The organism is Variovorax sp. GW821-FHT09B05 (assembly GCF_059418265.1).
In genome coordinates this window covers 287379-310822 of the sequence record NZ_JBWKPN010000001.1, presented here as the reverse complement: position 1 = coordinate 310822, position 23444 = coordinate 287379, and the positions used below count along the sequence as shown (strand labels likewise).

General features: G+C 71.5%; 21 protein-coding genes and 1 riboswitch. Of the genes, 14 read left to right on the top strand and 7 right to left on the bottom strand.

The features are described from left to right. The first annotated feature begins 2 nt into the window (after window positions 1–2). From AC07RM_RS01260 to AC07RM_RS01230, 7 genes are all read left to right on the top strand, one after another. A complete protein-coding gene (locus AC07RM_RS01260; RefSeq protein ID WP_495332370.1) occupies window positions 3–662 on the top strand; it encodes a response regulator in 660 nt (219 codons plus the stop codon). Beyond that, window positions 659–2053, top strand: a complete 1395-nt coding sequence (locus tag AC07RM_RS01255) for an ATP-binding protein (protein ID WP_495332369.1) — start codon at window positions 659–661, stop codon at window positions 2051–2053. The genes AC07RM_RS01260 and AC07RM_RS01255 overlap by 4 nt, the downstream gene beginning before the upstream one ends. A 112-nt stretch (window positions 2054–2165) precedes the next feature. Then, window positions 2166–2522, top strand: coding sequence for a DUF4148 domain-containing protein (locus tag AC07RM_RS01250; protein ID WP_495332367.1), 357 nt, complete (start codon window positions 2166–2168; stop codon window positions 2520–2522). A gap of 13 nt (window positions 2523–2535) precedes the next feature. Beyond that, window positions 2536–3198, top strand: coding sequence for an aldehyde dehydrogenase iron-sulfur subunit PaoA (gene paoA / locus AC07RM_RS01245; RefSeq protein ID WP_495332366.1), 663 nt, complete (start codon window positions 2536–2538; stop codon window positions 3196–3198). Continuing rightward, window positions 3195–4181: an FAD binding domain-containing protein gene (locus tag AC07RM_RS01240; protein ID WP_495332364.1), complete on the top strand. Its 987-nt coding sequence runs from the start codon at window positions 3195–3197 to the stop codon at window positions 4179–4181. The genes paoA and AC07RM_RS01240 overlap by 4 nt, the downstream gene beginning before the upstream one ends. A gap of 21 nt (window positions 4182–4202) precedes the next feature. After that, window positions 4203–6431 carry a molybdopterin cofactor-binding domain-containing protein gene (locus AC07RM_RS01235; protein WP_495332362.1) on the top strand — a complete coding sequence of 743 codons (2229 nt, stop codon included), beginning with the start codon at window positions 4203–4205 and terminating at the stop codon, window positions 6429–6431. A 31-nt stretch (window positions 6432–6462) separates the two neighbouring features. After that, the gene (locus tag AC07RM_RS01230) at window positions 6463–8076 is read left to right on the top strand and encodes a phospholipase D family protein (protein ID WP_495332361.1); all 1614 of its coding nucleotides are present in this window, start codon (window positions 6463–6465) and stop codon (window positions 8074–8076) included. Between the two features lie 8 nt (window positions 8077–8084). Here the strand turns inward: AC07RM_RS01230 and AC07RM_RS01225 are convergent, their stop codons facing one another. Beyond that, window positions 8085–8945 carry an isocitrate lyase/PEP mutase family protein gene (locus AC07RM_RS01225; RefSeq protein ID WP_057589827.1) on the bottom strand — a complete coding sequence of 287 codons (861 nt, stop codon included), beginning with the start codon at window positions 8943–8945 and terminating at the stop codon, window positions 8085–8087. Window positions 8946–8986: 41 nt separating this feature from the next. After that, window positions 8987–9940, bottom strand: coding sequence for a tripartite tricarboxylate transporter substrate binding protein (locus AC07RM_RS01220; RefSeq protein WP_371268847.1), 954 nt, complete (start codon window positions 9938–9940; stop codon window positions 8987–8989). A 180-nt stretch (window positions 9941–10120) separates the two neighbouring features. On the opposite strand from AC07RM_RS01220, the gene prpR reads away from it, so the two are divergent. Then, window positions 10121–12115: a propionate catabolism operon regulatory protein PrpR gene (prpR, locus tag AC07RM_RS01215; protein WP_495332359.1), complete on the top strand. Its 1995-nt coding sequence runs from the start codon at window positions 10121–10123 to the stop codon at window positions 12113–12115. A gap of 44 nt (window positions 12116–12159) precedes the next feature. Next, window positions 12160–12240, top strand: a riboswitch (ZMP/ZTP riboswitch). Between the two features lie 103 nt (window positions 12241–12343). Next, window positions 12344–13186, top strand: coding sequence for a tetrahydrofolate dehydrogenase/cyclohydrolase catalytic domain-containing protein (locus AC07RM_RS01210; RefSeq protein WP_495332357.1), 843 nt, complete (start codon window positions 12344–12346; stop codon window positions 13184–13186). Here the strand turns inward: AC07RM_RS01210 and AC07RM_RS01205 are convergent. Next, window positions 13183–15033: a hybrid sensor histidine kinase/response regulator gene (locus AC07RM_RS01205; protein WP_495332355.1), complete on the bottom strand. Its 1851-nt coding sequence runs from the start codon at window positions 15031–15033 to the stop codon at window positions 13183–13185. The genes AC07RM_RS01210 and AC07RM_RS01205 overlap by 4 nt on opposite strands. Before the next feature lie 192 nt (window positions 15034–15225). Here AC07RM_RS01205 and AC07RM_RS01200 point away from each other — a divergent pair, with 192 nt between their 5' ends. Beyond that, the gene (locus AC07RM_RS01200; protein WP_398491550.1) at window positions 15226–15480 is read left to right on the top strand and encodes a hypothetical protein; all 255 of its coding nucleotides are present in this window, start codon (window positions 15226–15228) and stop codon (window positions 15478–15480) included. A gap of 209 nt (window positions 15481–15689) precedes the next feature. Further along, window positions 15690–16703 (top strand): Bug family tripartite tricarboxylate transporter substrate binding protein, encoded by a 1014-nt coding sequence (locus AC07RM_RS01195; protein WP_495332353.1) that lies wholly within the window; start codon window positions 15690–15692, stop codon window positions 16701–16703. A gap of 59 nt (window positions 16704–16762) precedes the next feature. Here the strand turns inward: AC07RM_RS01195 and AC07RM_RS01190 are convergent, their stop codons facing one another. Further along, the gene (locus AC07RM_RS01190; RefSeq protein ID WP_495332351.1) at window positions 16763–17398 is read right to left on the bottom strand and encodes a TetR/AcrR family transcriptional regulator; all 636 of its coding nucleotides are present in this window, start codon (window positions 17396–17398) and stop codon (window positions 16763–16765) included. Window positions 17399–17623: 225 nt separating this feature from the next. Between AC07RM_RS01190 and AC07RM_RS01185 the strand changes: the two genes are divergently transcribed. Genes AC07RM_RS01185 through AC07RM_RS01175 form a run of 3 tightly spaced genes read left to right on the top strand, consistent with a single transcriptional unit; the run spans window position 17624 to window position 20824 of the window. Continuing rightward, the gene (locus tag AC07RM_RS01185) at window positions 17624–19261 is read left to right on the top strand and encodes a tannase/feruloyl esterase family alpha/beta hydrolase (protein ID WP_495332349.1); all 1638 of its coding nucleotides are present in this window, start codon (window positions 17624–17626) and stop codon (window positions 19259–19261) included. Window positions 19262–19319: 58 nt separating this feature from the next. Beyond that, entirely contained in the window at window positions 19320–20147 is an 828-nt protein-coding gene (locus AC07RM_RS01180; RefSeq protein WP_495332347.1) for a TatD family hydrolase, read from the top strand. Next, window positions 20144–20824, top strand: coding sequence for an alpha/beta hydrolase family protein (locus AC07RM_RS01175; RefSeq protein WP_495332345.1), 681 nt, complete (start codon window positions 20144–20146; stop codon window positions 20822–20824). The genes AC07RM_RS01180 and AC07RM_RS01175 overlap by 4 nt, the downstream gene beginning before the upstream one ends. Window positions 20825–20831: 7 nt before the next feature. Here AC07RM_RS01175 and AC07RM_RS01170 read toward each other — a convergent pair whose 3' ends face one another. The 3 genes from AC07RM_RS01170 to AC07RM_RS01160 are packed head-to-tail and all read right to left on the bottom strand — an operon-like array spanning window position 20832 to window position 23424. Further along, window positions 20832–22061 (bottom strand): pyridoxal phosphate-dependent aminotransferase, encoded by a 1230-nt coding sequence (locus AC07RM_RS01170; RefSeq protein ID WP_495332343.1) that lies wholly within the window; start codon window positions 22059–22061, stop codon window positions 20832–20834. Then, on the bottom strand, window positions 22058–22723 hold the full coding sequence (locus tag AC07RM_RS01165) for an RraA family protein (RefSeq protein WP_495332341.1): 666 nt from the start codon (window positions 22721–22723) through the stop codon (window positions 22058–22060). Before AC07RM_RS01165 ends, AC07RM_RS01170 begins: the two co-directional genes overlap by 4 nt. A 35-nt stretch (window positions 22724–22758) precedes the next feature. Further along, window positions 22759–23424, bottom strand: a complete 666-nt coding sequence (locus tag AC07RM_RS01160; protein ID WP_495332339.1) for an RraA family protein — start codon at window positions 23422–23424, stop codon at window positions 22759–22761. Between the last annotated feature and the right edge of the window lie 20 nt (window positions 23425–23444).

Sequence of the window (23444 nt, the reverse complement as noted above, 5' to 3'; positions counted from 1 at the left end):
GCGTGCGCACACTGCTTGTGGAAGACGACGAGATGATCGGCAAGAGCCTGGTCCGCGGCCTGGAGCGCTCGGGCTGGGCCGTGGACTGGGTGCGCGACGGCCTGCTCGCGCAGAGCGCGATGGCCGATGGCGACTACAACTGCGTGCTGCTCGACCTGGGCCTGCCCGAGGCCGACGGCATCGAGGTGCTGCGCCGCGCGCGCAGCCTCCGGGACGACACGCCGGTGCTGATCCTGACGGCGCGCGCGGCCCTGGGCCAGCGCATCGAGGGGCTGGACCTCGGGGCCGACGACTACCTGACCAAGCCCTTCGAGCTGCCCGAGCTGCTGGCGCGCATGCGCGCGATCACGCGGCGGCGCCATGGCGCCTCGAACTCCATCGTGGGCAGCGGCAACGTGCAGCTCGACCTCACGACCCGCGAGGTGCTCTACAAGGGCACGCGCGAGACGCTCACCGCGCGCGAGTTCGCGCTGATGCACGCCATGCTCGAGCGGCCCGGCGCCATCCTCTCGCGCGAGCAGCTCGAGAGCCGCATCTACGGCTGGGGCGAGGAAGTGATGAGCAACGCGGTCGACGTGATCATCCACAACATGCGCCGCAAGCTCGGTGCCGACACCATCCGCAACGTGCGCGGGCTCGGCTGGCGCATCGTGGATTCATGAGCGCCATGAGCGCCGTGAGCGCCACCCCGACGCGCCCCTGGTACTCGCCGGGCTCGCTGCGCAACAAGCTGCTGCTGTGGCTGGTGCTGGTGCACGTGGCCGCGGCCCTCGGCGTGGCCTGGTTCACCTACACCAGCTACGACCGGCTGATCGTCACCTTCAAGGACGACCAGATGCAGATGCTGGCCGAGTCCTATGCCGGCAAGGAGAACCTGCCGGTGCTCAAGCCCACCGACGAGGCCACGCTCTACAGCCGCGGCAGCTTCGTGATCCAGGTCTGGAGCGCCGACGGCCGGCTGCTGGCCAGTTCCCGGCCGCAGCTCGCGATCGGCCTGCAGCCTCGGCCGGGGCTGCACACCGTGCGCCTCGCGCCGGGCGACACCGGCATCTGGCGCGTCTATGCCACCGACCCGGGCGCGGACGGCGGGAACTTCCGCGTGCAGGTGATCCAGAACGGCGGCTTCGTGCGCACGCTGGTCGAGCGGCGCGCGCTGCAGTCGGCCATGCCGATCGCGCTGCTGCTGCCGCTGTCGCTGGCCGTGCTGTGGCTGGTGGTGTGGACCTCGGCGCGCCAGCTGCGCCGCGTGGCGCTCGACGTGGCGGCGAAGGACGAGCGCAGCCTGTCGGCGCTGTCGGTGTCCCACGTGCCCGACGAGATCGCGCCGCTGGTGCAGGCCTTCAACAGCCTGCTCGGGCGGCTGCGCCAGGCCTTCGCCGCGCAGCGGCGCTTCGTGCAGGACGCGGCGCACGAGCTGCGGACGCCGATCGCGGCGCTGGGGCTGCAGCTCGACAACATGCGCGCCGAGGTGCCCGGCGAGAGCGCCGAGGAGCACTACCTGCAGCTCAAGGGCGGCGTGACGCGCGCGCAGCACCTGATCGAGCAGCTGCTGCGCATGTCGCAGCAGGAAGGCGGCGATCCGCTCGAGGCGGCGCTGCCGCAGGACGCCGCCTCGGCGGTGCGCGACAGCATCGCGCGCCTCATGGTGATCGCCGATCGGCGCCGCATCGACATCGGCTTCGACGGTCGCACCAGCGCCACCGTGACCGCGCCTCCCACCGAGTTGCTGAGCCTGTTCGACAACCTGATCGACAACGCGCTGCGGCATGCGCCCGAAGGCAGCGTGGTCGACGTGCTGCTGCACGTGGTCGACGGGCGGCCGGTGCTGGACGTGATCGACCATGGGCCGGGCATTCCGCCCGAGGCGCTGGCGCGCGTGTTCGATCGCTTCTACCGCGTGCCGGGCACCGCGGCCGAGGGCAGCGGCCTGGGCCTGGCGATCGCGCAGATGGCCGCGCAACGCAACGGCATGCGCATCGAGCTCATCAACCGCGGCGACGACGAGGGGCGGGTGCGCGGCCTGATCGCGCGGGTGCACCTGCCTTCGCCTTAACGCTGGGTTAACTCTCGCATAAAGAACGCATAAAGCACGATTTCTACAGTGAGCCCAGCCCGAACGTGCCCCGGCCCGTTCGGATTCCTTCCCCCTCCAGGAGCTCACTGCCATGCGAACCCTTTCCAGACTGCTCTGCACCCTGACCCTCGTCGCCGCCGCCTTCGCGGCCCAGGCCGAAAGCTACGACGGCGTCCACCAGGGCGCCAACCTGCTCGACCGCGACGCGGTCGCGGCGCAGGCCGTTGCCACGGCGCGCGCGCCCGACCAGAACGTGGTGCGCGGCTCGCGCGGCGCCGATCCGTTGGTCTCGACGCTGTCGCGGGAGTCGGTGCGCCAGGCGGCCGTCGCGGCGGCCCATGCGCCCGACCAGAACGTCAATGCCGGCTCGCGCGTGAACAGCGTGGTGGTGCCGACCATGTCGCGTGCCAAGGCCCAGGCCCTGGCCGCGCCCGACACCCGCCTGTGAACCGGTGCCGCCCATGGACGACGTCGACACCCCCTCGGGCCCCACGCGCCGCAGCCTGCTGATCGGCGGCGCCGCTGGCGTGGCGGCCGCCTCGCTGCCGATCGCCGGCCAGGCCGCGGACGATGCGGCCACCGCACCGGTCGGCGCGCCGGTCGATGCCGCGGGCCTGACGCGCATCACGTTGCAGGTCAACGGGCAGCCCCGGCCGCTCGCCATCGATGCGCGTGTCTCGCTGCTCGACGCGCTGCGCGAGCACCTGCGGCTCACCGGCTCGAAGAAGGGCTGTGACCACGGCCAGTGCGGCGCCTGCACGGTGCTGGTGAACGGGCGGCGCATCAACAGCTGCCTCACGCTCGCCGTGATGCACGAGGGCGACGCGGTGACGACCATCGAAGGCCTGGGCGCGCCGCCGAGGCTGCATGCGATGCAGGCCGCCTTCGTCAAGCACGACGGCTTCCAGTGCGGCTACTGCACGCCGGGCCAGATCTGCTCGGCCGTCGGCATGCTCGCGGAACTGCGCGGCGGCATGCCGAGCCACGTCACCGCTGATCTGACGGGCCGCCCCTCGCTCAGCGACGAGGAACTGCGCGAGCGCATGAGCGGCAACATCTGCCGCTGCGCGGCCTATCCCAACATCGTCGCGGCCATCCGCGAGGTGGCGGGAGCTGCGGCATGAGGGCCTTCAGCTACGAGCGGCCGTCGAGCCCGGCCGAGGCGGCCGCCGCCGTGCAGCGCCATCCGGGCGCGAAGTTCATCGCGGGCGGCACCAACCTGCTCGACCTGATGAAGCTTGACGTGGAGCATCCGCCGCACCTGGTCGATGTGAACCGGCTCGGGCTCGACCGCATCGAGACCACGGCCGACGGCGGCCTGCGCATCGGCGCGCTGGTGCGCAACAGCGACCTCGCGGCTGACGCCCGCGTGCGGCGCGAGCATCCGCTGCTCGCGCGCGCCCTGCTCTCGGGCGCCAGCGCGCAGTTGCGCAACAAGGCCACCACGGCCGGCAACCTGCTGCAGCGCACGCGCTGCTTCTACTTCTACGACACCACCAAGCCCTGCAACAAGCGCGTACCCGGCAGCGGCTGCGCGGCGCTGGGCGGCTTCAACCGCATCCACGCGATCCTGGGCGCGAGCGAGCACTGCATCGCGGTGCACCCTTCCGACATGGCGGTGGCGATGCGCGCGCTCGAGGCCCGCGTCGACACCGTCGCGGCCGATGGCCGCACGCGAAGGATCCCGATCGCCGAGCTGCACCGGCTGCCCGGCGAGACGCCGCAGGTCGAGACCGCGCTCGCGCCCGACGAGCTGATCACCGGCGTGCTGCTGCCGCCGCCCGTGGGCGGGCGGCAGCTCTACCGCAAGGTGCGCGACCGGGCTTCGTATGCCTTCGCGCTGGTCTCGGTGGCCGCGGTGGTCGTGCGCGAGGGCGGCACGGTGACACAGGTGCGCCTCGCCTTCGGTGGCCTCGCAGCCAGGCCCTGGCGCAACGAGGCGGCGGAACGGCGGCTGGTGGGCACCGACGGCGGGCCCGCGGCCTGCCGCGCGGCCGCCGATGCGCTGCTGGACGGCGCGCGTGGCCACGGCCACAACGATTTCAAGATCCCGCTGCTGCGCCGCACGTTGGCTGCGACGCTGGCGCAGGCGATGGACCGGACCTGAACCGAACCGAGGAGCACCGCCATGCAATTCACCACCGCCGCCGGGCCCGGCCCACTCGACCGCGAGCGCATCGTCGGCCGGCCGCTCGACCGCATCGACGGTCCGGCCAAGGTCAGCGGACAGGCGCGCTACAGCTACGAGTACCACGAGGAGGTGGCGGGCGCGGCCTATGGCTGGATCGTGCTGGCCGGCATCGCCAAGGGCCGCATCGCGCGCATCGACACCCGCGAAGCGCGGCAGGCGCCGGGCGTGCTGCTGGTCTACACCCACGAAAACGTGCCGCGCCAGGTGCCGCGAGGGCGCGCCAACCTGGTCTCGCAGCTCTCGGGCCCCGAGGTGCAGCACCACGGCCAGGCCGTGGCCTTCGTGGTCGCCGAGACGCTGGAGCAGGCGCGCGCGGCCGCGTGCCTGGTCCGCATCGACTACGAGGCCGGCGCCGGCCGCTTCGACCTCGAGGCCGCGCGGGCCACGGCGGTGAAGCCCGGCGACGACCCCAGCGCCGGCAGCGAGAGCGCGGCCGACACGGCCGTCGGCGACTTCGAGGGCGCCTACGCCGCCGCGCCGGTGCAGGTCGATCAGCGCTACGACACGCCCGACCAGCATCCCGCGATGATGGAACCGCAGGCCACCATCGCGCGCTGGGACGGCGATGCGCTGACGCTTTACACCTCGCACCAGATGGCCAACTGGGCCGCGAGCGACGTGGCGGCGATGGTCGAGCTGCCGGTCGAGAAGGTGCGCGTGATCGCGGCCTTCGTGGGCGGCGGCTTCGGCTCCAAGCTGCGCACCCATGCCGACGCCGTGCTCTCGGCCTTCGCGGCGCGCGAACTGCGGCGGCCCGTGAAGACGGCGCTGGCGCGCGAGCAGCTGCTCAACCACACGACGCGGCGCGCCGCGACCATCCAGCGCGTGCGCCTGGGCGCCACGCCGGACGGGCGGCTCACCGCGATCGGGCACGAGACCTGGACCAGCAACCTGCCGGGCCGCAGCTACTACGAGGGCGCGTCGCGCCAGACCCGGCTGCTCTATGCGGCGCCGAACCGCATGACGGCGCACCGGCTCGCCGCGCTCGACCTGCCCGAGGCCGCGGCGATGCGCGCGCCCGCCACCGCGAGCGGCCAATTGGCCTTCGAGGTGGCGCTCGACGAGCTGGCCGAGAAGCTGGGCATGGACCCGGTGCAGCTGCGCATCCTCAACGACAGCCCCTGCGATCCCGAGCGCGGCCCGGGCCGGCCCTACTCGGGCCGCAAGCTGGTCGAGTGCCTGCGCGAAGGCGCGAGCCGCTTCGGCTGGGCGCGCCGCGACCCCGTGCCGGGCCGGGTGCGCGACGGCCGCTGGCTGGTCGGCATGGGCGTGGCGAGTGCGATCCATCACCACTCGGTGCGCTCCTCGAGCGCGCGGCTGCGGCTCGATGCCCGCGGCCGGCTGAGCATCGAGACCTCGATGACCGACATCGGCACCGGCACCTACACCGTGCTGGCGCAGATCGCCGCGGAGATGACCGGCATCCCGATGGACCGCATCGGCGTGCGGCTCGGCGACACGGCCCTGCCACCGGGCGCCGGATCAATCGCCTCGATCGGCGCCTCGAGCGCGGGCGCCGCGGTGCTCGACGGTTGCGAGCAACTGCGCGCCGCTCTGCTGCAGCGCGCGGGCTTCGAGGCGGCGGGTGCGCGCTTCGAGGCCGGCCGCGTCGTGAGCGGCCGCCGTTCGCACGAGCTCGGCGAACTGGCGGGCGCCGAGGGCCTGAGCGTGCTCGGCAGCGTCGAGCCCGGCGACCTGCACCGCCGCTATGCGCAGGCGGCGTTCGGTGCCCACTTCTGCGAGGTCGGCGTGGACATCGACACCGGCGAGACCCGCGTGCGCCGCATGCTCGGCGTGTTCGCGGCCGGGCGCATCCTCAACATGAAGACCGCGCGCAACCAGGCCATCGGCGGCATGGTGTTCGGCGTGGGGGCGGCGCTGACCGAGGAGGCCATCGTCGATGCGCGCCACGGCTACTTCGTCAACCACGACATGGCCGAGTACCTGGTGCCGGTGCATGCCGACATTCCCGCCATCGACGCGATCTACCTGCAGGACTCGGACGAACTCGCGAGCCCGATCAAGACCAAGGGCGTGGGCGAGCTCGGCACCTGCGGCTCGGGCGCGGCCGTGGCCAATGCGATCCACAACGCGACCGGCCTGCGCGTGCGCAGCTACCCGATCACGCTCGACAAGCTGCTGCCGGGGCTGCCGATGCGTGCTTGAATGCCGCATCGTCGCTCTCCAGCGCCCGGCCATGTCCTTCCTCTTCTTCGAACCTCGGCGTCGCTTCTGGCCGACCGTGCTCGTGCTGGCCGGCCTGGCGCTCGGCGGCTGCGCGAGCCTGCCGGCCGACGACGGGCCGCGCAGCGTCACGACCTCGCTGCCGGCCGAGGGCGCGCTCACGCCGCTCGATCGCATCGCAGCGGCCTCGATGGCCGATGCGCCCGCGGATGCCAGCGGCTTCCGCCTGATGCTGGGCCTGGCCAGCATGGACACGCGGCTGGCCCTGCTGCGCGGCGCGCGGCGCTCGCTCGACCTGCAGTACTACCACCTGCACGACGACGCCACCGGCCGGCTGGTGCTGCGCGAACTGCGCGACGCGGCCCGGCGCGGCGTGCGGGTGCGGCTGCTGGTCGACGATCTCTACACCGAGGACATCGCGGCGCTGCTCGACGGGCTGGGTGCGTATCCGAATGCCGAGGTGCGCATCTTCAACCCCTTCCCCACGCGCGGCGGCCTCGCGACCCGCTTCGGGATGGCGCTGTTCGACTTCGATCGCGTGAACCGGCGCATGCACAACAAGCTGTTCGTGGCCGACGGCGTGCTGGCCGTGGCGGGCGGGCGCAACCTCGGCGACGTGTATTTCATGCGCGATGCCGACTCGAACTTCTTCGACTACGACGTGCTGGTCGCGGGCGCCGCGGTGCCGCAGATGGCGAGCCTGTTCGACGAATACTGGAACGCGCCGCAGGTCCGAACCGCGGCCTCGGTGCTGCGGCCCGTCGATGCGCCGGAACCACTGCGAAGCGCCTTCGACGCGCGCGTGGACGGCCCCGACACGCCCGAGCCGGTGCCGTTTCGCACGGTCGACCCGCTGGGGCGCGTGACGCTCGGCGACGAGCTGCAGGCGGGCCGCGTGCGGCTCGCGTTCGGCACCGCGCAGGCCTTTGCCGATGCGCCCGCCAAGGCCTGGGGCCGCTCGGAAACGCGGCGGCTCGCGAGCGGCGCGCTGATCGACACCAGCCGCCGCCTGCTCGGCGAGGCCGCGCAGCAGGCACGCAGCGAGATCCTCACCGCGTCGCCCTACTTCGTGCCCGGCGCGGCGGCGCTCGAGGGCATGCGCCGCAACGCGGCGCGCGGCATCCGCCAGACCCTGATCACCAACTCGCTGGCCGCCACCGACGAACCGGTGGTCCACACCGGCTACCGCCGCTACCGCGCCGCGCTGCTGCGCAACGGGATGCAGATCCACGAGATCCATCCGAACGCCGGCCGCGCCCTGTTCGTGGGCCGCATCGGCGAAGGCGCGCAGGTGCGGCTGCACACCAAGGCCATGATCGTCGACCGCCGGCGGCTGTTCCTGGGCTCGGTCAACATGGACCCGCGCTCCGATGCGCTGAACACCGAGTTCGGGCTGCTGATCGACTGCCCCGCGCTGGCCGAGGAGGCGCACGGCTTCTTCGAGCAGCTGATGACGTATTCGGCGTACCAGCTGCGACTCGCAGGCGACGGCGGGGACGCGCTCGAATGGTGGCGCACCGACGGGCCCGCGCCGGTGCGGGTGACGGACAGCGAACCCGGTGCCGATGCCTGGATGCGGCTCAAGCTGCAGTGGCAGTCGCTGGTGATTCCCGAATCGATGCTGTAGGGGCCGCGTTACGTGTAGCGGCGCTCGAGGGCATCCCATTCGGGCTTGCCCACCAGCCTCTGGCGCTCGGCGAACGGAGCGACCAGCGCGGGATCTTCCTCGAGCCGCCTCGCATCGCGCAACACCGTGAGCGCCTTCTGCATGCCGACCACGGCGCCCTGCAGCGCGGCGTTCGCATACAGCACGAGGCCATAGCCCATGCCGCCGAGGTCCTCGGCGCCGAAGACGGGCGTCTTGCCGCCGATCACCATGTTCATGAGCTGCGGCCGGTCGAGGCGCTGCGGCAAGGCGCGGATCTGCTCGGCGCTGGTGACCGCCTCGACGAACAGGATGTCGGCGCCGGCCTCGGCGAACTGCTGCGCGCGCTCGATCGCGGCTTCGAAGCCCAGCACGGCACAGGCGTCGGTGCGCGCGAGGATCAGCAGGTCGGGGTCCTGCCGCGCATCGACGGCCGCCTTGATCTTGCTCACGGCCTCCTCCGTCGAGATGACGGCCTTGCCCTCGAAGTGGCCGCAGCGCTTGGGCGCGATCTGGTCCTCGAGCTGGATGCAGTCGGCGCCCGCGCGCTCGAGGGTGCGCACCGCATGGCGCACGTTGAGCGCGTTGCCGAAGCCGGTGTCGGCATCGACGATCAGCGGCACGCGCACCGCATCGCGGATGCGCGCCGTGTGGTCGGCCATCTCGGCCAGGCCCACGAAGCCCTGGTCCGGCAGGCCGAACCACATGTTGGTGACGCCGGCGCCGGTGATGTAGATCGCCTCGAAGCCCAGGTCCTCGACGACGCGGGCCGACAGGGCATTGAAGGCGCCCGGAACGATGACGCCGCGGCGGGCCTGCGCCAGGGCGCGCAGTTGTTGTTTGGTATTCATGGATCGGCTGGAAGGAAAAGGAAGGAGAACCTGCGGTGCGCTCACTTCTCCTGCATCCGGGCCGCCTTGACGATCTCGCCCAGGCGCTTGCGCTCGGCATCGGTGAACTTCACGAACTCCTGGCGCGTGCCGCCCACGGGCTCGATGCCCAGGCCCTGGAGCTTGGCCACGGTGGCGGGATCGCGCATGGCCTTGTCGACGGCGGCGGCGAGCTTGTCCAGGATGTCGTTGGGCGTGCCGCGCGGCGCATGCAGGCCGGCCCAGTGCGCGATCTGCAGCTCGGGGAAGCCCTGCTCGACGGCCGTGGGCAGTTGCGGGTAGGCCGAGATGCGCTGGGTCCAGGTGGTGGCCAGCGGCTTGAACTTGCCCTCGCCCCGGATGTGCGGCAGCGCGATGATGCTGGCCTCGGAGGTGCCCTCGACCTGCCCGCCCAGCACGGCGGTCGTGCTCTCCGAGCCGCTCTTGTACGGCACGGCCTGCAGCTTCGCACCGTACTTCACGTTGAGCATCTCGGCCACGAAGTGCGGCGTGCTGCCGGTGCCCGCGGTCGCGAAGTTGAAGCCCGCGCCCTTCTTCGAGGCCTCGACGAAGTCGCGCAGGTTGTCGTACGGGGCCGACTTGGGCACCACGATCACCGAGGGCGCCAGGCCGATCATGACCACGGGCACCAGGTCCTCGTCCTTGAACGGCAGAGACTTCTTGATCATGCTGTTGGAGATCACGCCCGCGGCGCTGATCAGGAAGGTGTAGCCGTCGGGCGCGCTGCGCGCCACCAGGTCGGCGCCGAGCGAGCCGCCCGCGCCGGGACGGTTGTCGATGATGACCGGCTGGCCCAGCACCTTGGCCGCCCCTTCGGCCGCCGAACGCGCCAGCAGGTCGTTGGCGCCGCCCGCCGCGAACGGCACGACGAAGCGGATGGACTTGGCGGGCCAGGCCTGGGCCTGCGCGGCCAGGGGCAAAGCGCACGCCAGCGCGGCGGCGGTCGTGCAGGCGATGGTGGAAAGGCGATGGAAGTGCACGGAGGTCTCCTGGTTTTTCAGCTTGGAACCGGGGTTTGCGCAAGCGCTGTGCCATCGGTCCGAGGGGCGCGCCCCTCGTTGCCAAGTCATTGATTCGAAAGGAATTCGCGCTGCCTCGGCGGGCGCTCGTCCGGGTTTGGATTTCAATCTGATTTCATGAATGAGACAATGAAATCCATTGAAATGAATACATTGCCCGCCGCCCCGAGCCCTCATTCCCCCGCCACGCCGCGGCCGCTGCACATCGTGGCCGTGGCCCGCCACCGCCTGGGCCGCGTGCTGGCGCGGCTGATACCGGAGGTGGCCGGGCAGGCGCAGGTCGAGCTGGTCGGGCAGGCCTTCGACGATGCCGTGGCGGCCGTGCGCGCGCTGCATGCCCGGCGCCCCGTCGACGCGGTGGTGGCCGCGGGCGCCAGCGGCGAATGGCTGCGCCGGCACCTGGACATTCCGGTGGCCATCGTGGAGGTGCGCGGCTTCGACCTGATGCGCGCATTGGCCGCGGCGCGCGCCCTCTCGCCGCGCGTGGGCCTGGTGTCGTTCGACGGTCCGTCGGAGCACCTGGCGCAGCTCGATGCCCTGTTCGGCATGGGCATTGCGCAGTTCAGCTACCGCGGCGCGGAGGACGCGCCGGCCTGCGTGGAGGCCCTGCGCGCCGCCGGCATCGAGGCCGTGGTGTCGCCCGGGCTGGTGGCCGACCTGGCCGAGCAGGCCGGCATCGCCAGCGTGCTGATGTACTCCGAGGACGCCGTGCGCCAGGCGCTGCAGGACGCCCTCCACCTGGCGCGCCACGGCCATGCCGAGCGCGCGCGCCATGAGCGGCTCGGCACCATCCTCGGCCAGTTGCAGGACGGCGTGGTCGCGGTCGACCTGCGCCAGCGCATCGAGGCGCTGAACCCGGCCATGGCGCAGCTGCTCGGTGCTTCCGTGGCGGAACTGGTCGGCCGCGTGCTGAGCGAGGTCGAGCCCGTGCTGGACCTCGGCGCCACCTTGTGCCTGGGCGAAGCCCCGGTCGAGGAGGTGCTGCAGATCGGCATGCGCACGCTGGTCGTGCGGCGCGCGCCCATCGTCGAGAGCGGCGAGGTCACCGGCGCGCTGCTGGTGTGCCGCGACCCCGCCGTGATCCAGCGCGCCGACCGCCACCTGCGCGCCAACCAGCGGCAACGCGGCGCGCCCACGCGCTACCGGATCGAGGCCTTCGCGGGCGACAGCGCCGCGGCACGGCGCGTGCGCGAGCTGGCGCGGCAGTGCGCGGCCAGCGACGCCACCGTGCTCATCGTCGGCGAGAGCGGCACCGGCAAGGAGCTGGTGGCCCAGGGCATCCACAGCGCGAGCCGGCGCGCCACCCAGCCCTTCCTGGCCGTGAACTGCGCGGCGCTGGGAGAGAGCCTGCTCGAAAGCGAACTGTTCGGCCACGAGGAAGGCGCCTTCACCGGCGCGCGGCGCGGCGGCAAGACCGGCCTGATCGAGGCCGCCCACACGGGCACCCTGTTCCTCGACGAGATCGGGGACATGCCCCTGGCGCTGCAGACGCGGTTGCTGCGCGTGCTGCAGGAGCGGGAGGTGCTGCGCGTGGGCGCCACCGCGGCGGTGCCGGTCGACCTGCGCGTGATCGCGGCCACCCATGCCGACCTGGCGGCCCAAGTGGAGCGTGGCCTGTTCCGGCGCGATCTGTACTACCGGCTCGCGGTGCTGCGCATCGAGACGCCACCGCTGCGCGAACGCGGCGCCGATATCGCGCCCCTGGCCGCCGGCCTGATGGCGCGCCGCGCGCCCGCGGCGGGTGTGCCCGCGGACCAGGCGTCGGCCTGGCTCGCCGCCTTGCTGGAGCTGGCCGCGGGCTACGGCTGGCCCGGCAATGTGCGCGAACTGGAGAACCTCGTCGAGCGCCTGCTGGCCTGCCACGGCTACCTGGCGCCCGAGGGCCGCTTGGACCGCGCCCGGCTGCTCGAGGTGTTCGCCGAATGCACGCAGGCGCGCCCGGCGCCCGCGCGCGATCGCCTGCTCAAGGGCGCGCGCACGGCCGCGGAGCGGCAACGGGTGCGCGAGGTGCTGCAGTCGGTCCAGGGCGATCAGGACCAGGCCTGCGCCATTCTCGGCATCAGCCGATCGACGCTGTGGCGGCGGTTGCGCGACGAGGGGCCGAAGGCCTAGGCGGCCTTCCTCGAGCGGGGCCGCACGGCCGCTGTCCGATAATCGCGTTGCCGCGCAACTGGCGAACGGATGGAGCACCATCGGGGAGCGCGGCCATCGTCACGCCGATCGCCTGGGCATGTCTGTCGTCTTTTCAGGAGTTCCGACGATGAGTGTCCGCATGCCCGCGCCGCACCGGCGCATCCTTTCGCTTCCCCGGCTTTCGCCCTTCCGCTCCGGAGGTGCGCGATGACCTGCATCCTGCTCGACGGCAAGTCGGTCGCCACCGCGAACGAGGAGGCACTGCGGCAGCGGGTCTTCGCACTGAAGGCGAGGAACGGCGAACGCACCCCCATCCTCGCGACCCTCCTGGTCGGCGACGATCCCTCGTCCGCGACCTACGTGCGGATGAAAGGCAATGCCTGCCGCCGCGTCGGCATGGATTCGCGCGTCGTGACGCTCGATGCGCGCGCGACGACCGCGGACGTGCTGCGCGAGATCGATGCGCTGAACGCCGACAAACAGGTGCACGGCATCCTGCTGCAGCATCCCGTTCCCGCGCAGGTGGACGAGCGACAGTGCTTCGACCGCATCGCCATCCGCAAGGACGTGGACGGCGTCACCAGCCATGGCTTCGGCCGGATGGCATTGGGCCAGCCCGCCTTCGGCTCGGCGACGCCCGCGGGCATCATGCGGCTGCTCGCGCACTACGGCATCGACGTCGCCGGCAAGCGCGCGGTGGTGGTCGGCCGCAGCCCGATCCTCGGCAAGCCGCTGGCGATGATGCTGCTGAACGCCGATGCGACGGTGACCGTGTGCCACTCGAAGACCGCGAAGCTCGCCGACGAGGTGCGGCGCGCCGAGGTGATCGTCGGCGCCGTCGGCCGGCCGCGCTTCATCCGCGGCGACTGGATCCGCGACGGCGCCATCGTCATCGATGCCGGCTACCACGAGGGTGGCGTCGGCGACATCGAGACCGAGGGGCTGTTCGCGCGCTGCGCGGCGCTCACGCCGGTGCCGGGCGGCGTGGGGCCGATGACGATCTCGACGCTGATCTCGCAGACGCTGGAGGCGGCGGAGCGCGTGGCCTAGCCGTGCCGCTCGGCGCGCTCGTCTTGCGCGCCGCGAATGATCTGGTGCAGCGTTCGCAGCAGCACCTCCGGCTGCACAGGCTTGAACATCACGACCAGCCCGCTAGCATAGGCCGCGCGCACGCGCTCGGGATCGGTATCGCCCGTGACGAGGATCGTGGGCACGCGGCGGCCGGCGAGCCGGCGCAGTTCCGCGGTCGCCTCGATGCCGTCCTGCGGATCGGCGAGCCGGAAGTCGATGAGGAAGGCGTCGAAGCCGTCGGGCGTGGCGCGCACCTGCGCGCTGGCATCGGCGAGTCGGCAAGTGATCTCGATGCGCTCGCAGTAGGGCGCGAGCCACATGCGCACCGCCTCGCCCACCGGCTGCTCGTCGTCGAGCAGCAGCACGCGCGGCGGCACCAGCGGCAGTTCGGTGGTGTCGATCTGCGCGGCATCGGGCATGGCCGCGGGCGCGATGGGCAAGGCGGTGGGCACGGGCGGGCGGCGCGGCAGGTCGACCCAGAACACGCTGCCGTGGCCGAGCCGCGAGCGCACGCCGATCTCGCCGCCGAGCAGGTCCACCAGCCGCTTGACGATGGCCAGCCCGATGCCCAGGCCGCGCGCGACGTCGCGCTGCGGGTTGTCGACCTGGTAGAACTCGTCGAACACATGGGGCAGGTGCTCGGGCGCGATGCCCAGGCCGGTGTCCCACACGGCCAGCCGCAGGCGGTCGCCGCGCGGCCGCGCGCTCACGAGGATGCCGCCCTGGCGCGTGTACTTGAGCGCGTTGTCGACGAAGTTGGTCAGCACGCGCAACAGCAGGTCACCATCGGTCTGCAGCCATTCGGGCGCGGTGTGGAAGCGCAGCGCGAGGCCGGCCTGCTGGGTGCGCGGCTCGAAGATCTGCGACAGCCGCAGGAACAGCGGGTCCACCGCCATCCGTACCGGCTGCGGCACCACGGTGCCGGCATCGATCTTGGAGATGTCGAGCATCGCGTTGAGCAGGCCGCTCACCGCATCGGTGGCCTGCACCACGCGGCCGGCCACGGGCGCCAGCGGATGGTCGGCCAGGTCGCGCTCGAGCGAGCGCGAGAACAGCGCCAGCGCATGCACCGGCTGGCGCAGGTCGTGGCTGGCCGAGGCGAAGAAGCGGCTGCGCTCGCGGTTGAGCCGCTGCAGCTCGAAGGACTGGCGCAGCAGCTGTTCGCTCAGCAGTTCCTTGTCGATCTGGTCGGACAGGCTGCGCCGGATCAGCTGGTGCTGCGACAGCGCGTAGCGCGCCATCGAGCCGCCGAACAGCAGCCCGACCACGCAGGTGAACCAGCCATCGGTGCCGCCCATCCAGGCGAAGCGCGTGACCACGCCCAGCGTGAGCGGAATCGTGACCACGGGCACCATCGCGCGCCAGGTGGCGATCACCGGCACCGAGCCCATCAGCACCGCGAACATGCCCAGCAGCAGGATCAGGATGCGCATCGGCGACTCGGTGCCCGGCGGCATCAGCGCCCAGGGCGCCAGCGTCCACATCGACATGTAGGCGCCCAGCGGCAGCATGAAGCGCCAGGCGCCATCGGGCTGGCGCAGCGTGAACTCGGGCTCGGGATAGAGGCGCGCGTTCCAGCGCATGAACACCAGCCGCAGGCACAGCAGCGTGCAGATCACGATGCCCCATGCCAGCGCGCCGAAGCCGCGCGTCATCCCGAAGAACACGCCGGCCATCGCGATCGCCGAGGCCAGCGCCGTCAGCACCGTGGGCGGGCCCATCACGAACATGCGGCGCAGCAGGCGTTCGCGGACCAGTTGGGCGTGGGAGTCGGCGGGCCCGGGCACGGGGCCCGACGGGGTGGAGGTGGCGCCCGGCGTACGCATGGGCGGCAGTGTAAGGGCCGTTCCAGCGCGTCCGGCCGCTGGAAACGCGGTGCTAGACTGCCTCTTCCCGCTCCAAGACCTTGGCGGGCCGAATCCCGACGCGGAGCAGACGGCCTCGCAGAAGTGCATCACAAGCCAGGGTTGCGTTTCACCACTGCGACAGCGCTCGAACGAGCGCGACGAAGGACCTCCATGAACGCGATCAAGGAAGCACGCCGGCTCATCACGGCCGACCCGAACAGCGAGGAGTCCCTGACCCTGGCACGGCTGGTCCTGGCGCTGGAATCGGATGTCGATTTCTCCCTGGCCAGCCTCTATGCGCTGAAGCTCAAGAGCTTCGATCTGGCCCTCGACATCCTCAAGGAGTGGCGGCTCGACCGCTACTACGTGCAGAAGGGCAAGCTGCTCGACGTGTCGTACCAGGCGCACGTGCTGGCATCGCACTGAGCGGGGGCGCCGCGGCGGCGAAGCGGCGGGTATTGCAACATCGGTGCATTCGTTGCGCTGTTCGATCGCAGCCTCGGCACCACCCCCGCGCAGTACCTGCACGGCGCGTGAAGCAGCACATGGCATCGACGCGGCCATACTCGCGGCATATGGAAATGTGACGCCAAAAGGTATTTCCGAATATGAGAGGGCATGCCTACGATGCCCGCATGACAAGAAGAGACAAGCCGCAGGAGCCCCCTGCACCTCGGTGGACCGCGAAACGCCGCACGGCCCTGCTGCTCGCGGCGGGCCTGCTGTTCGGCACGGCCTGCGCCGCCGCGCCGCAGGTCTTGACCATCATCGTGCCCGCGCCGCCCGGCGGCCCCATCGACCGCGTCGCGCGGCTGCTCGCTCCCGAACTCGCGGCCGCTCTCGGCCATCCCGTGCTGGTCGACAACCGCCTGGGCGCCGCCGGCAAGATCGGCGTGCAGGCGGCCCTGCGCGCACCGCGCGACGGCCGCACGCTGATCGCGGTCTCGCCCTCCATCGCCTCGGTCAACCCGGTGCTCGACAAGGCGCCCGGCTATGACCCGCTGAACGACTTCGATGCGTTGGGCATCGTGGCGGCCAATGCCGGCGTGGTGGCCGTGCGCGCCGACCTGCCGGTGGCCGACATGGCCGAGCTGGTGCGCTATGCGAAGGCGCATCCGGGCGAGTTGACCTACGGCTCCTTCGGCATCGGAACCAGCCTGCACCTGCAGAGCGAGGAGCTGCTGCGCACGCTCGGCATCGACGCGCGGCACATCCCCTACAAGGGCGAGGCGCAGGCGATGAATGCGCTGGCGGGCGGCGAAGTGGACCTGATGCTCTACGCCACCGCGCCCATCGTCCCGCTCGTGCAGAGCGGTCGCGTGCGCGCGCTGGCGGCCACGTCCTCGCAACGCTGGGCGATGCTGCCCGAGGTGCCGAGCTACGCCGAAACCGGCGTGCCGGCCTTGCGCAGCTACCAGTACCACTCCTGGGTCGGTCTGGTGCTGCCCAGCGGCACGTCGGCGGCGGCGCGGCGCGAAGTCCTGCAGGCCTGGCAGCGCGCGCTGGCCAGCCCGAAGCTGCGCCAGTCCTTGATCGCGCAGGGCTTCGAGCCTGCCTCGGGCGATCCCGTGGAAATGCAGCGCACCATCGCCGCCGAGATCGCGCGCCACCGCGCGCTGCTCGCGAGCGGCCGCATCAAGCTCGATTGAGCGGCCCGGCCTTCGCAAGATCCATGACGGAGAGGCGCGCGATGGGTTCGATCAGCCGATCACGGCTTGCGCGCCTTCGGCGACTTCTTTGCCGGCGCGACCTCCAGCCCCGTGATGCCGTTGAGGAACAGCTGCGTCGCGATCGGTGCCATCTGGTCGTAGGAGAAGCGGCCCCCGGGCTTGAACCAGGTGAACATCCAGTTGAGCATGCCGAACAGGAACATCGTCAGCAGCTTGTGCAGCTGCGAGGCGTGCAGGTCGGGGCGCGTGGCGGCGATGGCGTCGGCGAACACCCGCACCACCGTGCGCTCCTTGTCGAGCACGCGCGCCTGCGCCTCGGGCGCGAGGAAGCGCACATCCTCGGTGAGCACGCGGTGCTCGTGCTGCGCCTCGGCGTACTCGGCCATGAAGGCCTCGATCAGCTCGGGCAGCCGCTCGTCGGGCGCGAGCTGCAGCGCTTCCACGCCCGTGACGATGTCGACCAGGCGCGACACATGGCCGTCGGCGATATGAAGCAGCACCTCGGCCTTGTCCTTGAAGTGGTGGTAGAGGCCGGGCTTGGACAGGTGGCTGGCCTCGGCGATCTCGTTCATCGACGTCGCCGCATAGCCCTTGCGGGCGAACAGCTCGGCGGCGGCCTTGGCGATCAGGCTGCGCTGGTCGTTGGGGCGGGAGGAAGCGGTGTCAACGGTCATGGATGGCAATGAGGGGCTGCGCGTGAGGCCACGCGGTCCGCGATCTTAGGGGTTAGTCCCGAGCCTTTGCCGCTTGCCCGTGTCCGCGCTGCTGCGTTAGCCTTGCGCGGCTTCCAAACCGACCGGTCGGTTGGTTTTCTGATCGATCCACATCGGCCGGACGACGAAGCCCATCGAGCGAGATCCGCCGGCCATCCGGCACCCATCAAAATATCGGAGACAACCATGCGCGACGAGAAGTGTGTGAACCGTGCCCTGCTGTCGGCGGGCCTGCTGATGGCCGCCGGCCTGGCCCTGCAGGGCTGCGGGGGTGGCGGCGGAGGCGGCGGCGGCTTCCTCCCGATTCCGGCGCCCGCCCCCGCACCAGCCGCGCCGCCGCCCGCGGGTCCGTCGGGCCCCAGCGTCGAGCAGCTCAAGAGCACCTGCAACGGCCTCAAGGGACAGGTGCTGGCGGGCGTCACGGTCACGCAGACCGCGCGCTTCGAAGCCAAGACGGCGGTCAACGCCTCGGGCTTCTGCCAGGTGCTGGGCACGCGCGCCCCCTTCCTCGACATCGAGATCGACGTGCCCGACAACTGGACCGGCCGCTACTGGCAACAAGGTGGCGGTGGCTTCGACGGACGCATCGCCTCGGCGGTGACCAAGGACGGTGGCGGCGCGGTGACGGCGGTCGATCCCACGCTCGCGCTGAAGGGCGCGGTGTATGCGGCCTCGAATGGCGGCAACCGCGCGAGCGTGCCCGCGCAGGCCGCGCCCGGCGTCTGGGCCAGCGGCACGCCCGAGGGCCAGCAATCGGCGACCGACTATGCCTATGCCGCGGTGGGCACCACGGTGCGCTTCGGCAAGGCCGTCGCGCAGGCCTTCTTCGGCAAGGCGCCGACGCACAGCTACTTCAACGGCTGCTCCAACGGCGGACGCAATGCCTACATCGCCGCGCAGCGCTGGCCGCAGGAGTTCGACGGCATCGTCGCGGGCTGCGAGACCATGGACATGGCGGGCCAGACCGGTGCCTGGCTGCGCGCGGCCTCGCTGACCGGCACGCCCGCGGCGCTGAGCCCCGCGCAGACCGGCGCGGCCTATGCGGCCGCACTGTCGGCCTGCGATGCGCTCGACGGCGCCAGCGACAACCTGATCGGCAATCCGCAGGCCTGCAGCTTCGATCCGGCCGTGCTGCAGTGTGGCATGGCGGGCGCGAGCAGCGATCCGGCCCTCTGCCTGAGCGCCGCGCAGGTGGGCACGCTGCAGTCCTTCCTGTCGCCGCTCAAGCTCTCGAACGGCTCGACCGTGCTCTCGGGCTATTCGTGGGGCAACGGCCTCGGGCTCGGCTGGGGCGGACTCGGCGGCGGCTTCGCGCTGCTCGCGAGCGGCGACCCCGCCTGGCTCACGCCGGCCAAGCAGGCCGGCTTCCAGCTCGAGACCGACTACTACATGCTCGGCGCGGGCCTGGCGCGCATCGGTGCCGACCACGACAAGGCCGCCATCGCCAGCTACGTGGCCTCGGGCCGCAAGCTGATCTCCTGGCACGCCGGCAGCGACGCGCTGCTGTCGCCGAACGACCACTACCGCAACTGGACCACCATGACGGGCATCGCGAAGTCGCTGGGGCTCGCCGACCCGAACAGCGCCACGCGCTTCTTCATCGTTCCCGGCGGCGGGCATGGCGCGGGCGGCAGCCTGCAGGAAGTGGACTGGGCCTCGGCCATCATGGGCTGGGTGGAGAACGCCGACGCGCCCACGCAGCTGACCTACAGCTTCACCAGCGGCGGCACGGCCCGCAGCATGCCCGCCTGCCAGTACCCCAAGTACCCGAAGTACAAGGGCTCGGGCGACGCGAACGTGGCGGCGAGCTACAGCTGCAGCTGAGGGCCGCGGCATCGCGCGGGCGCCGCGTGCACGCGCGGTGTTCTCGTACCATCGATGCATGAGCATCGAAGCGAAAGCCGCCTCCCCTTCCCTCGTCGACATCGGCGTCAACTTCCATTCGGGCCAGTTGGCGTCGATCACCGCGCCGCTGCTGGCGCGCGCCAAGGCCGCGGGCGTGGCGCAGATCCTGGCCACGGGCACCTCGCTCGCCTCGAGCCTGCGCGCGCTCGAGCTGGCGCGGGCGCATCGGGGCGTGGTCTTCGCGACCGCGGGCGTGCATCCGCATGACGCGAAGTCCTTCGACGCCGCCACCTTCGAGCAGCTGGCAGAACTCTGGCGCTGCCCCGAGGTCGTGGCGGTCGGCGAATGCGGCCTCGACTACAACCGCAACTTCTCGACGCCCGAGGCGCAGCGCGCGGCCTTCGACCGGCAGCTCTCGATGGCCGCGCAGACCGGCAAGCCGCTGTTCCTGCACTGCCGCGATGCCTTCGCCGATTTCCACGACATGCTCGCGCCCGTGGTGGCCGATGGCGCGCACGGCGTGGTGCACTGCTTCACCGGCGACCGCGCCGAAGCCGAGGCCTTTCTCGCGATGGGCCTCGACATCGGCATCACGGGCTGGGTGACGGACCTGCAGCGCGGCCAGGCCTTGCGCGCGGCCATCCCGGCCATTCCGCTGGACCGGCTGCACCTCGAGACCGATGCGCCCTACCTGCTGCCGAAGAACGCGGGCCTGCGCGGCAAGCCGAACGAACCGGCGTACCTGCCTTGGGTTGCCGCGGGCGTGGCCGAACTGCTCGAACGCGATGTCGCCGAGGTCATCGCGGCCTGCAGCGCCAACAGCCGGCGGCTGTTCGGACTCCCACCCGTCGAGGTCGCCGCATGAGCACGTCGAAGAAGATCACGATCGAGGTCGATGCCGAGCTGCGCGTGTCGGGCCTGATCGACGCGGCCGACGATGCACGCTTCGCCCTCGTGCTTGCGCACGGCGCGGGCGCGGGCATGACGCACGCGTTCATGGAGGCCGTGGCGCAGGGCCTCGCCGAGCGCCGCATCGCCTGCCTGCGCTACCAGTTCCCGTACATGGAGCGCGGTTCGAAGCGGCCCGATGCGCCGCCGCTCGCGCATGCCACGGTGCGCGCGGCCGTGGCCAGCGCTGCCGCGCATTTCCAGGGACTGCCCCTGTTCGCGGGCGGCAAGTCCTTCGGCGGGCGCATGACCTCGCAGGCCCAGGCGCTGGGCCTGCTGCCCGAGGTGACCGGGCTGGTCTTCCTCGGCTTTCCGCTGCACGCGGCCGGCAAGCCCTCGATCGATCGCGCGGCGCACCTGCACGAGGTCGACGTGCCGATGCTGTTCGTGCACGGCGCGCAGGACAAGCTCGCGGAACCGCCCTGCTTCGCGCAAGTCATCGATTCGCTCGGTGACTGGGCGAGCGTCGACGAATACGCGGCGGCCGACCATGGCTTTCACGTGCCGAAGAAATCGGGGCTGACGGACGCGCAGGTGATCGACCGGATGCTCGATCACGTGTCAGTGTGGATGCAGGCCTGGCTGCTGCCCTGAGCCCGGCTCAGCGCAGCGTGCGGCAGAAGCGGTCGATGCGCCGGCAGGCCATGTCGAGCGATGCGTCGTCGAGCGCATAGGCGATGCGGAAGTACGGCGCCAGTCCGAAGGCCGCGCCGTGGACCACGCCCACATCCGCCTCGTCGAGCAGCGCGAGCGCAAGGTCCTCGTCGCTGGCCAGCACGGTACCGGCCGCGGTCGTCCGGCCGATCAGTGCCTCGCACGAGACGAAGGCATAGAAGGCGCCCGACGGCCTGTCGCAGCGCAGGCCCGGCGTGGCGTTCAGCGCCGCGACCAGCAGATCGCGGCGCCGCTCGAAGGCGGCGCGCGAACGCGCGATGAAGTCCTGCGGTCCGTTCAGCGCCGCGAGCGCCGCATGCTGCGAGATCGAACTGGCCCCCGAGGTCTGCTGGCCCTGCAGCTTCTCCATGGCATCGAGCAGCCAGCGCGGGCCGGTGCCGAAGCCGATGCGCCATCCGGTCATGGCATAGGCCTTCGACACGCCGTTCATCGTCAGCGTGCGCGCGGCGAGGCGGGGTTCGGCCTGGGCCAGCGTGTGGAAGGCCAGCCCGTCGAAGACCAGGTGCTCGTAGATGTCGTCGGCCAGCACCAGCACCTGGGGATGGCGCAGCAGCACCTCGGCGAGCGCGCGCAGTTCCGCGAGCGTGTACACGGCGCCCGTCGGATTGCTCGGCGAGTTGAGGATCAACCACCGGGTGCGCGGCGTGATTGCGGCCTCCAGCGCTTCGGGCCCGAGCTTGAACCCGGACTCGCCTCCGCAGGGCACCACGATCGGCCTGGCGCCGCACAGCTGCACGATCTCGGGGTAGCTGACCCAGTAAGGCGCCGGCACGATCACCTCGTCGCCGAGGTTCAAGGTCGCCGCGAGCGCGTTGAAGATCACCTGCTTGCCGCCCGAGCAGACGATCGTGTCCTGCCAGCCGACGTCCAGGCCGTTCTCGCGTCGGAACTTGGCCGCGACGGCCTCCCGCAGCGCGCGCAGGCCCGCGACCTGCGTGTAGCGCGTATGGCCCTCGCGGATGGCCGCCACGGCCGCGTCGCCGATGTGCGCGGGCGTGTCGAAGTCGGGCTCGCCGGCCGACAGCGAGACGATGCTGGCACCGCCCGCGCGTCGCGCCGCCACCCGGTCCATCATCCTGTAGGTCGCGGAGGGCTGCGCGGCCTCGAGGTGGACGTTCAATCGGGCGGCCGATGCCACTGCGGTGTCGTTGCTCATGGCGCCTTCCGCTGCAGCGTGTGGTAGCCCATCGCCGCGCGCGCCTCGCCGAGCGTCTTGCCTTGCTCGATCCAGGCGCGGATCTGCGACTCGGCGGTCTCGATCCTGCGCGCGAGTTCCGCGACCTCGCGGGCCCGCGCGCGCGGCACCGCCAGCACGCCGTTCGCGTCCGCCACCACGATGTCGCGCGCGACCACGCGGGCCTGCCCGACGGACACGGGAACGTTCACGCCCTCGACCTGCACGCGGTCCTTGCCGGTGCGCATGAAGCGCCCGCGCGTGAACAACGGGTAGCCGTCGTTCAATGCCTTCGACACGTCGCGGCAGACGCCGTCGATCACGGTGGCGGCGATCCTTCGCCGGCCCGCGTACTGGGTCATGATGTCGCCCCAGACCGTGCAGTCGGTGCGTCCGCCGTTGTCGATGACGAGCACGTCGCCCTCGGCCACGTCGTCGATGAAGTCGCCGACCGAGCCCGCGGGCGTGCTGGCCGGAACGTACTTCACCGTGAAGGCGGGCCCCACGGTCACGCCGGCGTAGTCGGCCAGCGGCACGAGGCCGAAGCAGTGGCCCGGCAGGCCGAGCTTGTCCATGGCGTCCGAAACGCCGGGGGTGTCGAGGCCTTCGAACAGGGCCACGAGGTCCTTGTCTTCTTGTTGCATGGGAATGGCTTTCACTGGGAGTGTGGTGATGGATGTCAGAGGCCGTGCGCCGACAGGGTCCGGTCGAGCCAGCCCTGTTCGACGCGCCCGGTGGCGATCTCCGCCTTGATCGCGTCCTCGGTCCGGGCGGTCTGCGCGACGGCCGCGAGCAGGCGCTCCCCGTCCGCGGGATCGAAGCAGACCACGCCGTCCTCGTCGCCGACCACCACGTCGCCCGGATGCACCACCTGCCCGCCGACGCAGACGTCGCGGTTCATGGAGCCGGGGCCGAACTTGTAGGGCCCGCGATGCGTGCTGCTGCGTGCGTGGCACGGGAAGTCGGCCTCGAAGAAGGCGCGCGTGTCGCGGATCGCGCCGTCGATCACGAAGCCCGCGCAGCCGCGCTGCATGGCGTAGAGCATGATCAGCTCGCCGACCAGCGCGTTGTGGGGATCGCCCGCGCCATCGATCACGAGCACATGGCCGGGCTCTATGTCCTTGAGCGCGCGATAGATCAGCAGGTTGTCGCCGGGCCGCGCCTTGATCGTGAAGGCGGTGCCGACCAGCTTGCGCGCGCGGTGGAAGCGCTGCAGGCCGACGATGCCCGACAGGCGCCGCAGGTTGTCGCTGAGGTGCGGCGTGACGACGTCCCGCAGCGCGGCGGTCAGCGCCTCGGGCGCCAGTTTCGGGATGGGCCCGATGTCGAAGTTGGAAAAGGTCACGGTGTGCTCGTTGGGTGTGG

Excerpts from the sequence above, each read along its gene's own strand:
- prpR (WP_495332359.1), top strand. The coding sequence starts at position 10,121 with ATGAATGAGACAATGAAATCCATTGAAATGAATACATTGCCCGCCGCC.
- AC07RM_RS01210 (WP_495332357.1), top strand. The coding sequence starts at position 12,344 with ATGACCTGCATCCTGCTCGACGGCAAGTCGGTCGCCACCGCGAACGAG.
- AC07RM_RS01170 (WP_495332343.1), bottom strand. The coding sequence starts at position 22,061 with ATGAGCAACGACACCGCAGTGGCATCGGCCGCCCGATTGAACGTCCAC.
- AC07RM_RS01235 (WP_495332362.1), top strand. The coding sequence starts at position 4,203 with ATGCAATTCACCACCGCCGCCGGGCCCGGCCCACTCGACCGCGAGCGC.
- AC07RM_RS01190 (WP_495332351.1), bottom strand. The coding sequence starts at position 17,398 with ATGACCGTTGACACCGCTTCCTCCCGCCCCAACGACCAGCGCAGCCTG.
- AC07RM_RS01175 (WP_495332345.1), top strand. The coding sequence starts at position 20,144 with ATGAGCACGTCGAAGAAGATCACGATCGAGGTCGATGCCGAGCTGCGC.
- AC07RM_RS01240 (WP_495332364.1), top strand. The coding sequence starts at position 3,195 with ATGAGGGCCTTCAGCTACGAGCGGCCGTCGAGCCCGGCCGAGGCGGCC.
- AC07RM_RS01255 (WP_495332369.1), top strand. The coding sequence starts at position 659 with ATGAGCGCCATGAGCGCCGTGAGCGCCACCCCGACGCGCCCCTGGTAC.
- AC07RM_RS01165 (WP_495332341.1), bottom strand. The coding sequence starts at position 22,723 with ATGCAACAAGAAGACAAGGACCTCGTGGCCCTGTTCGAAGGCCTCGAC.
- AC07RM_RS01250 (WP_495332367.1), top strand. The coding sequence starts at position 2,166 with ATGCGAACCCTTTCCAGACTGCTCTGCACCCTGACCCTCGTCGCCGCC.
- paoA (WP_495332366.1), top strand. The coding sequence starts at position 2,536 with ATGGACGACGTCGACACCCCCTCGGGCCCCACGCGCCGCAGCCTGCTG.
- AC07RM_RS01180 (WP_495332347.1), top strand. The coding sequence starts at position 19,320 with ATGAGCATCGAAGCGAAAGCCGCCTCCCCTTCCCTCGTCGACATCGGC.
- AC07RM_RS01205 (WP_495332355.1), bottom strand. The coding sequence starts at position 15,033 with ATGCGTACGCCGGGCGCCACCTCCACCCCGTCGGGCCCCGTGCCCGGG.
- AC07RM_RS01230 (WP_495332361.1), top strand. The coding sequence starts at position 6,463 with ATGTCCTTCCTCTTCTTCGAACCTCGGCGTCGCTTCTGGCCGACCGTG.
- AC07RM_RS01185 (WP_495332349.1), top strand. The coding sequence starts at position 17,624 with ATGCGCGACGAGAAGTGTGTGAACCGTGCCCTGCTGTCGGCGGGCCTG.
- AC07RM_RS01200 (WP_398491550.1), top strand. The coding sequence starts at position 15,226 with ATGAACGCGATCAAGGAAGCACGCCGGCTCATCACGGCCGACCCGAAC.
- AC07RM_RS01195 (WP_495332353.1), top strand. The coding sequence starts at position 15,690 with ATGACAAGAAGAGACAAGCCGCAGGAGCCCCCTGCACCTCGGTGGACC.
- AC07RM_RS01225 (WP_057589827.1), bottom strand. The coding sequence starts at position 8,945 with ATGAATACCAAACAACAACTGCGCGCCCTGGCGCAGGCCCGCCGCGGC.